This is a genomic window from Salinisphaera sp. Q1T1-3, from assembly GCF_003602005.1.
Lineage (GTDB): Bacteria > Pseudomonadota > Gammaproteobacteria > Nevskiales > Salinisphaeraceae > Salinisphaera.
The window spans coordinates 335,158-348,536 of sequence record NZ_QZWD01000001.1; the positions used below are offsets into that span (position 1 = coordinate 335,158).

The window sequence follows — 13,379 nt, forward strand, 5'->3', positions numbered from 1 at the left end:
CGGATGGAAGATATCGAACGCGAAGTCATGCCCTACGACGTGGTCGTGGTCGGCGCCGGCCCGGCCGGCCTGGCTGCCGCCATGCGCCTCAAGCAACAGGATCCCGAGCGATCGGTATGCGTGTTGGAAAAGGCCGCAACGCTCGGTGCGCATTCGCTCGCCGGTGCGGTCATCGAGACCGGCCCGCTCGACGAACTCGTCCCAGACTGGCGTGACGCCCCGCCATCGATCTGCGTGCAACCGAGCGCGGATGAATTCTGGCTGTTCACGCATGATCGCCGTCAGCGGCTGCCAACCCCGCCGCAGATGAAAAACGATGACAACATCATCGTCTCGCTCGTTGATTTCGTCGCATGGCTCGGCAACCGGGCCGAAGCGATCGGGGTGGAGATCTATCCCGGCTTTTCGGCGGCGGCACCGGTCTATGATGCCGAGGGCGGCGTCGCCGGTGTACGTACACCGGACATGGGGCTGGATATCAACGGTCAGCCCAAGCCCGGCTTCGAACCCGGCATCGAGGTCCGCGCGCCGCTGACAATCTTCGCCGAGGGCTGTCGTGGTCACTGCACCAAGACGCTCGTGGCCCGCTACGGCCTCGACGAGGACGCCGATCCGCAGACTTACGGCATCGGTCTGAAGGAGCTGTGGCGTGTACCCAAGGGCCAGGCCACGCCCGGTCTTGTCCAGCATACCGTTGGCTGGCCGCTGGATGACGATGTCTATGGCGGCAGTTTCGTCTATCACCTGGACGAGGAACGGATCGCGCTCGGCTTCGTGGCCGGTCTGGACTACGCCGACCCGCGTTTTTCGCCTTTCGAGGCTTTTCAACAATGGAAGCATCACCCCACGATCGAGCCGATGCTGGCCGGCGGCGAGATCCTGTCGGCCGGCTCGCGTGCGCTGGTCGAAGGCGGCTGGCAATCCCTGCCGCGGGTCGAGTTGCCCGGCGCGCTGCTCATCGGTGACGGTGCCGGCACGCTCAACGTGCCGAAGATCAAGGGCGTGCATACGGCTATGTCGAGCGGCATCCTGGCCGCCGACCACTGGCTGGAGAACGAGACACCCCACGGCTACGATGCCCGGCTGCGCGCCTCGACCGTCGGCCGCGAGCTCAAGGCCGTGCGTAATATCCGCCCCGGCTTTCGCAAGGGCCTGAAAGCCGGCCTGGCGAACGCCGTATGGGAAACGGCGACAGCCGGGCTCTCCCCGTGGACGCTATCCAACCATGCCGACTGGCAGGCAACCGAGTATCTGGATGGCCTGACCGAGCCGGCACCGGCGGAACGCCAAGGCTATCGCGCGCGTATGCTGGCGCCGCGTGACCGTCAGGCCTCGGTCTATCATGCCCAGACCGCGCACGACGAAGATCAGCCCGTCCATCTCCAGATTCTCGAACCGGACATCTGCACGACCCGCTGTACGGTCGAATTCGGCAACCCCTGCACCCGCTTCTGCCCGGCCTCGGTCTACGAGATGGTGGACGACGGCGACGAGGGGCCGCGTCTTCAGATCAACGCCGCCAATTGCGTGCACTGCAAGACCTGCGACATCAAGGACCCGTATCAAATCATCAACTGGGTGACGCCGGAGGGTGGCTCAGGGCCCAACTACCAGGATCTCTAGGCCCTGCCGTCGCGGCCAACGGCCGTCAAACCATTGAAAATAAAAGATGGACACGCGCCGGTGTTTATTTTTCGATGGCCTTGAAAAAAGCTGATGTCGTCAGCTTTTTTGGTGCCGGAGCAATGACACGAACGCCAATCGCTGCGTTTTCGGGCGCGGTCACCCCGGATCAAAGCCGATACCGCGGCCGATCCAGGGCTTGATATGCAGTCGTTCGGCGCGGACACTCGCGAGCGCGGCACAGACAAGCCAGACCCTGTCGCGGGCCAGTGTGCGGACCGGGCCGCGACAGCCCTGGCGCGCTGGCCCCGCGCGAGCGGACTGGCCGAACGCGAGGTTGCCCACGTCAATGCAAGGCTTGATGTCGCAGTCCGGTGGTGGTCGCGTTCACGTGACGGCATGGGCCGAGACCGGTATCGGTGCGTTGCCGGCGCCGGCCGTAAAAGGCCATCATCGGCGGATACGCCTTGCAGGACATAACTTGCGACGCGCCGCAAAGCGGTACGTGCACCACTCATCAACGGGCCCCGGACCGGCAACCGCCGCCCGAACGACATGACACGATGCCTATGAAAGTACTGGTCAGTATCAAACGCGCGATCGATTACAACGTGCATATCCGGATCGCCGACGACGGCTCCGGCGTGGTCACCGATGGCGTCAAGCACAGTATCAATCCGTTCGACGAGATCGCGCTCGAACAGGCGATCCGCTGGAAGGAAGACGGCACGGCCGACGAAGTCGTCGCCGTCACCATCGGCGGCGATGCCGCCGTCGAACAGCTGCGCACCGCCCTGGCCTTCGGCTGTGACCGCGTTCTGCATGTCCGGACCGATCAACCCGTCTCTTCGCTCACGGCAGCGCGCACGCTCGCCGCGATCGCAGCACAGGAATCGCCCGATGTCCTGCTGCTCGGCAAGCAGGCCATCGATGACGACAACGGTCAGACCGGCGCGATGACGGCCGGCCTGCTCGGCTGGCCGCAGGCGACCTTTGCCTCCGCGATCACGCTCGGCGACCACAGTGCCCGCGTGACGCGAGAGATCGATGCCGGTCTGGAGACACTCGAAATCGACTTGCCCGGCCTCATCACAACGGATCTGCGACTCAACGAGCCGCGATATCTGAAATTGCCCAACATCATGAAAGCCAAGAAGAAACCGATCGAGGACACAACGCTCGAAGCCCTGGGTGTCACCCCGGCCGCGGGTCACCGCGTGGTCGACACCACGCCACCAGCGCCGCGACCGGCGGGCGAGCGGGTCGACTCGGTCGACGCGCTCGTGGCGCGTCTCAACGACAAGGGGCTCGTATGAGCAGAATTCTCGTCATCGCCGATCATTTCGAGGGTACGCTGACCGCGGCCACCGCGAAGGCCGTCGCCGGCGCCCGCGAGATCGCCCATGAAGCACTCGATGTGCTGGTGCTGGCCGCCGACGGCGCGGCGATCGCCGGCGAAGCCGCCCGTCTCGCCGGTGTCGACCGCGTGACGCATCTCGATCGGGCCGAAAACGCGCATCCCATCGCCGCGATTGCCGCGCCGCAGATCGTTGCCGCCGTCACTCAGGGACATTACAGCCACGTGCTGGCACCGAACACGAGCTTCGGCAAGGATATGATGCCCCGAGTGGCTGCATTGCTGGGCGTGGAAATGGTGACCGACCTGTCCGCCGTACTGGACACCCATCGTTTCCAGCGGCCGATCTATGCCGGTAATGCACTGACGACCGTGGAAACGCCGCCCGACGAAACGCTGGTGGCCACCGTGCGCACGGCCTCGTTCAAGCCGGTCGCCGCAGACGCTCAGGCCGATGTCGCAGCACGACAGCTCGACGACGACATCGAACTGCCGACACACAGCCGATTCGTTGGCATCGAGAACCACGCCACCGACCGCCCCGACCTGGCAACCGCCAAACGCGTGGTCAGCGGCGGTCGCGGCGTCGGCAGTGCAGCCAACTTCGACATAATCCGTGAATTCGCCGATTCGATCGGCGCAGCCGTGGGCGCCTCGCGTGCCGCCGTGGATGCCGGCTACGTGCCCAACGACATGCAGGTCGGCCAGACCGGCAAGATCATCGCGCCCGAGCTCTATATCTGCTTCGGTATCTCGGGGGCAATTCAACACCTGGCCGGGATCAAGGACGCCGGTACGATCGTGGCCGTGAACGCCGACCCCGATGCGCCCATCTTCGAAATCGCCGATATCGGGCTTGTCGGCGACCTGTTCGAGATCATACCCGCGCTGCAGTCCGCCTTGGGCGCCTCGTCCTGACCGAGCGAGGCGAGATAGCGCACATGCGCACAAAAAAGCCGGCGATCACGCCGGCTTTTCTTGTCTGGTGGGTCGTGCAGGATTCGAACCTGCGACCAATTGATTAAAAGTCAACTGCTCTACCAACTGAGCTAACGACCCCGCGAAGAGCGCGTATGATACTGGAATTCAGTAGAAATGCCACCCCGTATACAGCAGGTTTTCATCGATTCGGCTGATAACGGGTCGGATCGGCCACACCGGCCGCCTCGAAGCCGGCACGACGTAGGCGACAGGCATCGCAGACACCGCAAGCCCGCGCGTCGTCATCCGCCTGATAGCAGCTCACTGTCAAGCCGTAATCCACGCCGAGCGCGACGCCGCGCTGGATGATTTCACCCTTGCTCTGATGCATCAACGGCGTGGCCACGGCAATCGGCTGTCCCTCGACGCCGACCTTGGTGGCGAGTGCCCCCAGCCGCTCGAAGGCCGCGATGAACTCCGGGCGACAGTCCGGATAACCCGAGTAGTCGACCGCATTGACTCCGATGTATATCGCCTCGGCACCCACGACCTCGGCCCAGCCGAGCGCCACGGAAAGAAACAAGGTGTTGCGCGCCGGCACGTAGGTGCTGGGAATGCCGTCGGACGGGGTTTCCGGCACCGCGATCGTGTCATCGGTCAGCGCCGAGCCGCCCATGCCGTCGAAGTCGATGCGCACGACCTTGTGTTCGATGACGCCAGCGTCCCGTGCGATGCGATCGGCCGCGGTCAACTCCGCGGTATGGCGCTGCCCGTAGTCGAAACTCAGCGCATAGCACGCATAACCGGCTGCACGTGCCTCGGCAAGACAGGTCGTGGAATCCAGCCCGCCCGAAAGCAGGACAATGGCAGACTTGTCGGGAGCACTTTGCAAATCGTCGTTCCGAGAGATGGAGGAATGAAGCGGCCCACGCCATTCAATGGCCGGGAGCGTCGCCCCAGAGAAGTTTATGCAACTGCAGCTGGAAACGGACGTCGATTCGATCCGCCACGATCCAGTCGGCCAGGTCGCGCGCCGTGATTTCGCCGGCGCTCGGCGAAAACCAGACGGTAGCGCCGGCCGGTAGCGAAAGCCCGCGCCAGGTATCGCGTGCCCACTCGTAGTCCGCGCGTGAGCAGATCACGAATTTGAGCTGGTCATGATCGGTCAGCGCCTCGATATTATCCCAGCGATTGCGCCGATCTTCGCCGGACCCCGGTGTCTTGATGTCCACGACGCGCGAGGCACGCGTATCGATCGATCGGATATCCAGTGCGCCCGCCGTCTCCACGGACACCGCATAACCGGCATCGCACAGACGTGCGACCAACGGGATCACGTTCGGCTGGGCCAGCGGCTCACCGCCCGTAACGCAGATGTCCGTCGCCCCGAGCGCCTCTGCACGCGCCACGATGGCATCGAGTGGCATCCATTCGCCGCCATGAAAGGCATACGCCGTATCACAGTAGTGGCAGCGCAGCGGGCATCCGGTCAGGCGGATGAAGGTACAAACGCGGCCCGCACCGTTGGCCTCGCCCTGCAGGGAGCAGAAGATCTCGGTGATGCGCAACGCATCCACCCGCTGTGGCCAACGGCTTTCAGCGACGCCGCGAGTATTGCGTCGACGATCGGCGTCAATGATGTCCGACACGGCCTGATCAGCTGCCGAGCGAGTCGAGTTTGGTCTTGGCCTGACTGGCCGCATTGCTGTCCGGGTACTGATCCAGAATGCGCTGGAACGTCGCCTTCGCGTTATCGTTCTGATTCTGGCTGGTCTGGATCAGACCGATCTTGTAGAGCGCGCTGGGTACCTTCGGCGAGGCCTGGAACCGGTTGACGACCCTCTCGAACGCCTCGCGAGATTCGTCGAGATTCTGCTGCACGTAGCTGGCCTCACCCAACCAATACCATGCATTGCCGGTCAACGGCGTATCCGGGTGGGCCTGCACGAACTGCTTGAAAGCCGAGGCGGCCTGATCGTACTGCCCGCCCTTGAGCTTGTTGAATGCGTCCATGTAGGCCGATTGCACGTCAGGTGCAACGTTGGCGGACGGCTGTTCGCCGTTGCTGCCATTGCCGCCCGATTGACCCTCGCCCTGGCCGTTGGATGTTCCGTTTTCGAGCGCGCTCAGCCGCTTGTCAAGATTCTGATACAGATCACGCTGCCCTTGCTCCTGCTGCTTGAGCTTGTATTGCAACGTATCGACTTGGCCGTTCAGATCGCGGACCTGCTGCTGGAGTTGCTGGATCTGCTGATACAGCGCGAACAGATTCGGTCCGCTGTTGTTCTGGGCCAGCTGCATCGGCTGCGACGCCGCGAAAGCGGCGCCGGCCGGCAGCGCGACGGTCGCCAGACCGATCGTCGCTGCCGTGATCGAGATGATGACCGGCTTGACCATGCGAAAACCTACTAGTTATTGGTGTAGATGAAGTCCACGCGACGGTTCTTCGAATACGCCTGGGCATTCTGACCGAGTTCGGCCGGCCGCTCTTCGCCATAAGAAATGGTCGATATCTGACCGGCGTTCGCACCGGATAGCACAATCGCCTGCTTGACCGAGTCCGCGCGTCGCTCGCCGAGCGCCACATTATACTCGCGCGTGCCCCGTTCGTCGGTATTGCCTTCCAGACGCAGGTGGACGTTCGGATGGTTGGCCAGATACTGCCCGTGTGCCTGGATCGCCTGCGAGAAGCGCGACGGAATCGCGCTGCTGTCCAGGTCGAAATAGACGGTTCGCGTCGACAGCGGGTTGTTCGGATCGGTGAACAGGTGCCGGTCTTCTGCCGGAATGCCTTCCAGCCCGCGGACGTCGATATCGCGCCCCGACGACATGCCGTTGGACTGGCCGTTGTCGTTCATGCCGGCCGCCGGCATACCCGGCGCGCCGCCGCGTGTGTTCTTGCCGCCGCCGCAGGCGGTCAGGGTGAATGCCGCGGCGACCAGCACAACGGCGATAGACAGACCGCGCACGGCCGGACGAGTCGAATGATCCATGAAAAGCTCCTTGTGATTATGCATGCCGAAGATTCGGTATGAGTTGATTATTGGAAATGGATCGGATCAGTAACCGAGCGGCCCCCAGGCCGGCTCGCGGACTTCCCCGGCCTGCGACAACGAGGACTTGGCATCGCCGTCGACCGACACCGTGGCCAGCGAATTACGTCCACCCTGCTTGGCGTAGATCACGGCCTGGCCGTTCGGCGCGAAAGCCGGACTGTCATCCAGGGGACCGTCACTGACAACACGCACATTATTGTTCGACAGGTCCATTACCGCAATACGGAATCCATTGCCACTTTTCTGAACGAAAGCCAGAGACTTGCCGTCTGGCGAGAAATCCGCACGCTGGTTGCTCTTGCCATCGTAAGTCAGACGCTGGACATCGCCACCCTGGGTGTTCATGAGATAGATCTGCGGTTGACCGCCACGATCCGAGGTGAAGGCGATGTGTTGTCCGTCCGGCGACCACGCCGGCTCGGTGTCGATGGCACCGCTGTGCGTGAGTTGGCGCGTCTGGCCCGAGGCCATGTTGTAGACGAAGACATCGGTATCGCCGTTTTGCGATTTCGCGAATGCGATCCGGCTGCCGTCCGGCGACCACGCAGGCGCGCCGTTCACGCCGTGGCCGCTCGCGATCGTCCGCGCGTTGCCCGTCGACAGATCCTGAACACGGACGCTGCTCGTGCCCTTGTAGACATTGAAGGCAACGTAGGCCAGCTGCTTGCCGTTCGGCGACCAGGCCGGCGACATGACCGGGTCCTGGGATGAATAGACCGTCGCCGGATGGCTGCCGTCGTAATCCGAGACCACCAGACGGAATGTCCGGTTATCCGCGGAATTGCCGGTGACCGTGATATAGCTGATTTTCGAAAGAAAATAGCCTTTCTTGCCGATGAAGCGCTGATAGATCAGATTGGCGACCGTGTGACCGGCCTGCCGCAGCTGGTTGGCGCTCGCATTGATCTGGTAGCTGGCGACCGATTGACCCTGTGCGGCATCGAGCAGATAGAAGGTGATTCGATAGCCGCCCGCGCCGTTCGGCGCAGCGGAACCGATCACGAGATTGTCGACGCCCTGGGTCTGCCAGTTCTTGTAGTTCACCTCATCGGGGGTGCCGGGGCTACCCATCATGTTGGCGCGATCAAATGTCTTGAACAGCCCGGTCGACGCAAGGTCTTGGCTGGCGATCTGGGCGATATCGACGGGCAGTTTGCCGCCTTGGCTGGCGAACGGCGCTATGGCGATCGGAATCGCGCTGTCCGAACTCTGCGTGATATCGACCTGCAATGCCGCGTGTGCGGGTAAGGTGGCAACCGCCGCCACAACGAGTAGCGCCAGGCGGACAAACGGGAGATACAGTTTTTTATGTGTCATTGGTCCGGCTTGAACGTGAATTCGATATCCGACTGGAACAGATTACCTGATGGCGGCGACGGCAGCGGGTCCGATTTGTAGATCGCCTGTCGTACTGAACGATCGATTGCCGGCCCGCCGCACGATCCGAGAAGCCGCACGTCGGTGACCTGACCGCCGGGCAACTGGGTGACATGGACCTGGCAGGAAATATTGCTGGCACCCGGCGGGCGAATCCAGTTGCCTTCGACCTTGTCCTTGATGGCCTGTACGTAGCCGGCCAGGGCCTTGCGATCCGCGGCCTTTTGACGCCCGGCCGATTCCTGTTCGAGTGCTTCCTGCAGATCGGCACGGGCCGCTGCCTCGCGTGCAGCCTTTTCCTTTGCCGCTTTTTCTTGCGCGGCCTTCTCACGCGCGGCTTTTTCCCTGGCCGCCTTCTCTTTCGCCGCCTTCTCGCGAGCCGCTTTTTCCTGCGCGGCCTTCTCCTGAGCAGCCTTCTCCTGAGCAGCCTTCTCCTGAGCAGCCTTCTCCTGAGCGGCCTTCTCCTGAGCAGCCTTCTCCTGAGCAGCCTTCTCCTGAGCAGCCTTCTCCTGCGCGGCCTTCTCCTGAGCAGCCTTCTCCTGAGCAGCCTTCTCCTGAACGGCCTTCTCCTGAGCGGCCTTCTCCTGAGCGGCCTTCTCCTGCGCAGCCTTCTGCTGCGCGGCCTTCTGCTGAGCAGCCTTCTCCTGAGCGGCCTTCTGCTGCGCGGCCTTCTGCTGAGCCGCCTTCTCCTGCGCGGCCTTCTGCTGGGCAGCCTTCTGCTGGGCAGCCTTCTGCTGGGCAGCCTTCTCCTGCGCGGCCTTCTGCTGGGCAGCCTTCGCTTCAGCAGCTTTCTGTCGCTCGGCTTTTTCCCGTGCGGCTTTCTTTTCGCGGGCGGCTTGTTCCTGTGCCTGCGCCGGGTCCTCGTCGGCTTGTGTGTCGTCCGGCTGCAGCTTGTTCTGGTTCTGGTCCGGCTCGGGCGCCGGCTTCGGCGTTGGATCCGGCTTGGGTGTCGGCGCATCGGAACCGGCCGCCCCGGTGAGAACCGACGCATCGACGATAGTCTGGCCTTGATTGCCCTGGCTCGCGTCCGAATGCCAGAAGTCGAGACTGAAAAAGAGCAGCCCACCGAGAATCACGTGTACGAGTACGGCAGCGACGACTGCGCGCCAATGCTCACCGACTCGCTCCAACCAATCCAGCACTATCGACCACTCCGTGCTTTATCGCGATCGACGTTGTCCGTGATCAGACCAACGTGCTCGGCGCCCGCCTGCTGCAATAACACCATCCCGCGTACGACACTCGCATACGTACCCTCACCATCGCCGCGCACGGCGACCGGCGCGTCGGGCCGCGCGTTGAGTACCTTGGCGACCGTATTCGTCACCTCGTCAGGGGTCAGCGGCTGATCGGTCGATTCCCCGACATTGAGCGACATGTCGCCGTCCGCGGTCACCGTCAGTACGATCGGATCATCGTCGGCCATGTCCATGACCTTGGCCGGCGCCTGCGGCAGGTTGACGTTGACACCGGTCGTCAACAGCGGTGCCGTGACCATGAAGATGATCAACAGCACGAGCATCACGTCGATATATGGTACGACGTTGATTTCGGCGGCCAACCGTCGCTTGTGGCGCCGTCCCATGGAACGATTACGCACAGGCCTCTCCTAGAGTTCGGGGGCGGTACGCACCGGCTCCGCCGGCTCGGCCTTCCTGGGTGCGCGGTCACGTGGTGGCGGTGTGGCGGCGTTGACCCCGCGCTCGACGATGCCCGCCATTTCATCCATGAACGTGCCGAACCGGTTCTCGATGAAGTCGAGCCGGTTGCTGAAGTAGTTGTAGGCCACGACTGCCGGAATCGCCGCGAACAGGCCCATGGCTGTCGCAATCAGTGCTTCCGCGATGCCGGGTGCAACCATCGACAGGCTCGCCTGCTGCACGTTGCCGAGCCCGATGAAGGCGCTCATGATGCCCCAGACCGTGCCGAAAAGGCCGATGTACGGACTGATCGAGCCAACCGTGGCAAGAAATGCGAGGCCGCTCTCGAGCCGCTCGAGTTCGCGCGACTCGGCCACGCGCATGGCGCGCTGGACGGAGGGCACGATATCGGCACTGGTGGCCGTCTCATCCACGCGTCGCCGCTTGAGTTCCTCGTAGCCCGCCGCGAATAGCGCCGGCATGCCTTCGGTCAGTTCGTCATGGCGCTGGCGTTCGTCGTAGATGTCCTTGACGTTGCCGCCCGCCCAGAACCGATCCTCGAAACGCTCCATGTCTCGGACCGTGCGCTTCATCAACCGGCGCTTGGCAAATATCACGACCCATGAGATCACAGATGCCAGCAACAGGATGAGCATCACGGCCTTGACCAGTGTACTGGCCTGCGCGACCAGCCCCCACAGGCTCATATCAGCGGCGACGTTCATGAAAGCTCCTCATACAACCGTTTGGGCAGGCGGACGGGCCGAAAGTCGTGGATATTTACACACGCGACCGTGAATTCGCCCTGAATCAACAGCGTATCGTTTCGCCGTATTTCCTGAGCGAACACGATACGGGCACGTCGAAATGCCGCCACGGTCACGAAGACATCGAGCCGGTCATCGAGCCGGGCGGGACGCCGAAAACGCAGCGAGAGATCCGACAGGGTGAAAACCACGGCCTCCGAACCTGCCAGTGTCGCGTGGTCGTGTCCCCGCGATTCCAGCCACTCTGTCCGGGCGCGCTCGAAATAGCGCAGATAGTTGGCGTGATAGACCACACCGGAAGCATCCGTGTCCTCGTAATAGACGCGAATACCGATATGAAACGGGCGCTCAGTCATCGAAGCCGAACAGGTCCGACCGCGTCGACTGCGGCTGGCTCGGAACCGGCAGGCCGTAGTGGCGATAGGTCGCTGCCGTGGCGACTCGACCGCGCGGCGTGCGCATCATGAATCCCTGCTGGATCAGATACGGCTCGATCACGTCCTCGATCGTCTCGCGGGCCTCGCCGATCGCGGCAGCCAGACTCTCGACACCGACCGGCCCGCCCTCGAACTTGTCGACGAGCGCTTCCAGGAGCTTGCGATCCATCATGTCGAATCCGTTGTCGTCGACACGCAGCATGTCCATGGCCCGGGCCGCGGTCTCGCCGTCGATGCGCCCTTCGGCCCGGACCTGGGCATAGTCGCGGACCCGGCGCAGCAGCCGATTGGCCACACGCGGCGTCCCACGCGAACGGCGTGCGATCTCGTCCGCCCCTGCATTCACGATCGGGATTTCCAGAATTCCGGCCGAACGCACCACGATCGAGGCCAGATCCGCACGCGAGTAGAATTCCAGCCGCTGGACGATGCCGAACCGATCGCGCAGCGGCGATGTCAACGCGCCGGCCCGGGTCGTCGCCCCCACGAGAGTGAACGCGGGCAGGTCCAGCTTGATCGACCGCGCCGCCGGTCCCTCGCCGATCACGATATCGATCTGGTAATCCTCGAGCGCCGGATACAGCACTTCCTCGACGACCGGCGAGAGGCGATGGATCTCGTCGATGAACAGGACATCGTTGGGCTCGAGATTGGTCAGCAGGGCCGCCAGATCACCGGGGCGCTCCAGCACCGGCCCCGACGTCTGTCTGAATCCCACGTTCATCTCGTTGGCCACGACCTGGGCAAGCGTGGTCTTGCCGAGACCCGGCGGGCCGAATATCAGCACATGATCGAGCGCCTCGTTCCGGGCCCGGGCGGCCGAGACGAAGATGTCCAGCTGCTCGCAGACTTCAGGCTGACCGACGTAATCGGCCAGCCGTGTCGGCCGCAGCGCGTGGTCGAAACGCCCCTCGTCGGACCGCGCCGAGGCGGTGATCAGGCGTTCCGACTCGTCGTCGGACTCGAACGAATCACTCATGGGGTGACCTTCCGTGATGCATCGAAGGCCAAGACACGTCGGCGCGTGCTGCCGGGATATCGCAGACGATCACGTTCGACATCAGCGCACCGCGCGCCGCAGCGCTTCGCGGATGAGTGCTTCGCTGTCTCGTTCACCGTCCGGGTCCAGACCGCGCAGCAATCGATCGGCCTCGGCGGCCTTGTAACCGAGCGCAACGAGCGCCTGATGGGCCTCACCGGTGGCGCCGACCGGGCCAGCCGGCGCATCGGCCGCCGCGCTCGTCGCCCCACCTTGCAGGCTCGGTGCGATCGCTGTCCCCGAAAGCTTGTCACGCATCTCGACGAGCAAGCGTGCGGCCGTCTTCTTGCCGACGCCCGGCAGACCGGTCAGACGCGCGGCGTCATCGGCTTCAATGGTCGCCACGAAGTCCGCCACGCTCATGCCCGAAAGGATCGTGAGCGCCAGCTTCGCACCGATGCCAGAGACCTTGATGAGTTCGCGAAACAGCGCACGCTCGTTTTCGGTTGCGAAACCGTAGAGCAGTATCGCGTCCTCACGCACGATCATCTGAGTGAGCAGGGTCACGACACTGCCGTTAGCCGCCAGCGCAAAGCATGTCGACATCGGCGCCTCGACCTCGTAGCCGACGCCGCCGACATCGATGACGAGACGCGGCGGCTGTTTTTCGACGAGCTTTCCCGACAGACGCCCGATCATGCCCGGCTCCCGGCACCGGCAGCCCGCATGCGTGAACTCGTGTGGGCGGTATGCGCATGACACAGAGCCACTGCCGCGGCATCGGCCGCATCGGCCTGCAGCTTGCTACCGTCGCCGAGCAGCATCGCGATCATGTGCTGAATCTGTGCCTTGTCGGCCTGACCGCGGCCAACCACGGCCTGCTTGATCTGGCTGGCCGTATATTCGGCCACCGGCAGACCGGCGGCGGCACCGGCACAGATCGCCGCCCCCCGAGCCTGACCCAGCTTGAGCGCGCTCGCCGGATTGCGCGAGACGTATACGTTCTCGATCGCCATCTCATCGGGTCGCCATTCGCGTATCACGGCCGCGACCTTTTCAAAGATCAGCCCCAGGCGGGCCGGGAAATCGGTTCGTGGCAGGCGCAGGCAATCGATCACGCATGCACTCGGGTTGCCGCCCCCGTCAATGACGGCGAAACCGGTGATCGTCGAGCCGGGGTCGATGCCGAGAATGCGCGGCGCCGGTCTGGGCTGTCCCACGA

15 protein-coding genes and 1 tRNA gene are annotated in these 13,379 nt (G+C 63.6%); 3 read left to right on the plus strand and 13 right to left on the minus strand.

Annotation, left to right across the window (positions count from 1 at the left end; genetic code table 11):
* Window positions 1-3: 3 nt before the first annotated feature.
* The 3 genes from D3260_RS01485 to D3260_RS01500 all read left to right on the plus strand — a co-directional run bounded on the left by D3260_RS01485 (window position 4) and on the right by D3260_RS01500 (window position 3,898).
* Entirely contained in the window at window positions 4-1,623 is a 1,620-nt protein-coding gene (locus tag D3260_RS01485; RefSeq protein ID WP_120096778.1) for an electron transfer flavoprotein-ubiquinone oxidoreductase, read from the plus strand.
* A gap of 569 nt (window positions 1,624-2,192) precedes the next feature.
* The gene (locus D3260_RS01495) at window positions 2,193-2,939 is read left to right on the plus strand and encodes an electron transfer flavoprotein subunit beta/FixA family protein (protein WP_120096780.1); all 747 of its coding nucleotides are present in this window, start codon (window positions 2,193-2,195) and stop codon (window positions 2,937-2,939) included.
* Window positions 2,936-3,898 (plus strand): electron transfer flavoprotein subunit alpha/FixB family protein, encoded by a 963-nt coding sequence (locus tag D3260_RS01500; protein ID WP_120096781.1) that lies wholly within the window; start codon window positions 2,936-2,938, stop codon window positions 3,896-3,898. Before D3260_RS01495 ends, D3260_RS01500 begins: the two co-directional genes overlap by 4 nt.
* A 65-nt stretch (window positions 3,899-3,963) precedes the next feature.
* On the opposite strand, the gene D3260_RS01505 is transcribed toward D3260_RS01500, so the two are convergent.
* From D3260_RS01505 to ruvC, 13 genes are all read right to left on the minus strand, one after another.
* Window positions 3,964-4,039: transfer RNA gene (locus D3260_RS01505), tRNA-Lys, on the minus strand.
* A gap of 61 nt (window positions 4,040-4,100) precedes the next feature.
* Complete coding sequence (gene queC / locus D3260_RS01510; RefSeq protein WP_199671301.1) at window positions 4,101-4,793, minus strand: 7-cyano-7-deazaguanine synthase QueC; 693 nt, start codon at window positions 4,791-4,793, stop codon at window positions 4,101-4,103.
* 43 nt (window positions 4,794-4,836) lie between these two features.
* A complete protein-coding gene (queE, locus tag D3260_RS01515; protein WP_305000216.1) occupies window positions 4,837-5,478 on the minus strand; it encodes a 7-carboxy-7-deazaguanine synthase QueE in 642 nt (213 codons plus the stop codon).
* A gap of 79 nt (window positions 5,479-5,557) precedes the next feature.
* The gene (gene ybgF / locus D3260_RS01520) at window positions 5,558-6,298 is read right to left on the minus strand and encodes a tol-pal system protein YbgF (RefSeq protein ID WP_120096784.1); all 741 of its coding nucleotides are present in this window, start codon (window positions 6,296-6,298) and stop codon (window positions 5,558-5,560) included.
* A gap of 11 nt (window positions 6,299-6,309) precedes the next feature.
* Window positions 6,310-6,894 (minus strand): peptidoglycan-associated lipoprotein Pal, encoded by a 585-nt coding sequence (gene pal / locus D3260_RS01525; protein ID WP_120096931.1) that lies wholly within the window; start codon window positions 6,892-6,894, stop codon window positions 6,310-6,312.
* 66 nt (window positions 6,895-6,960) lie between these two features.
* Window positions 6,961-8,274, minus strand: coding sequence for a Tol-Pal system beta propeller repeat protein TolB (gene tolB / locus D3260_RS01530; RefSeq protein WP_120096785.1), 1,314 nt, complete (start codon window positions 8,272-8,274; stop codon window positions 6,961-6,963).
* Window positions 8,271-9,476 carry a cell envelope integrity protein TolA gene (gene tolA, locus D3260_RS01535; RefSeq protein ID WP_233543906.1) on the minus strand — a complete coding sequence of 402 codons (1,206 nt, stop codon included), beginning with the start codon at window positions 9,474-9,476 and terminating at the stop codon, window positions 8,271-8,273. Before tolA ends, tolB begins: the two co-directional genes overlap by 4 nt.
* Window positions 9,476-9,919, minus strand: coding sequence for a protein TolR (tolR, locus tag D3260_RS01540; protein WP_120096787.1), 444 nt, complete (start codon window positions 9,917-9,919; stop codon window positions 9,476-9,478). The genes tolA and tolR overlap by 1 nt, the downstream gene beginning before the upstream one ends.
* Before the next feature lie 24 nt (window positions 9,920-9,943).
* Window positions 9,944-10,699 (minus strand): protein TolQ, encoded by a 756-nt coding sequence (tolQ, locus tag D3260_RS01545; RefSeq protein ID WP_120096788.1) that lies wholly within the window; start codon window positions 10,697-10,699, stop codon window positions 9,944-9,946.
* The gene (ybgC, locus tag D3260_RS01550) at window positions 10,696-11,097 is read right to left on the minus strand and encodes a tol-pal system-associated acyl-CoA thioesterase (protein ID WP_120096789.1); all 402 of its coding nucleotides are present in this window, start codon (window positions 11,095-11,097) and stop codon (window positions 10,696-10,698) included. Before ybgC ends, tolQ begins: the two co-directional genes overlap by 4 nt.
* Window positions 11,090-12,157, minus strand: coding sequence for a Holliday junction branch migration DNA helicase RuvB (gene ruvB, locus D3260_RS01555; protein ID WP_120096790.1), 1,068 nt, complete (start codon window positions 12,155-12,157; stop codon window positions 11,090-11,092). The genes ybgC and ruvB overlap by 8 nt, the downstream gene beginning before the upstream one ends.
* An 81-nt stretch (window positions 12,158-12,238) precedes the next feature.
* A complete protein-coding gene (ruvA, locus tag D3260_RS01560) occupies window positions 12,239-12,856 on the minus strand; it encodes a Holliday junction branch migration protein RuvA (protein WP_120096791.1) in 618 nt (205 codons plus the stop codon).
* On the minus strand, window positions 12,853-13,377 hold the full coding sequence (gene ruvC, locus D3260_RS01565; RefSeq protein ID WP_120096792.1) for a crossover junction endodeoxyribonuclease RuvC: 525 nt from the start codon (window positions 13,375-13,377) through the stop codon (window positions 12,853-12,855). Before ruvC ends, ruvA begins: the two co-directional genes overlap by 4 nt.
* Window positions 13,378-13,379 lie beyond the last annotated feature (2 nt).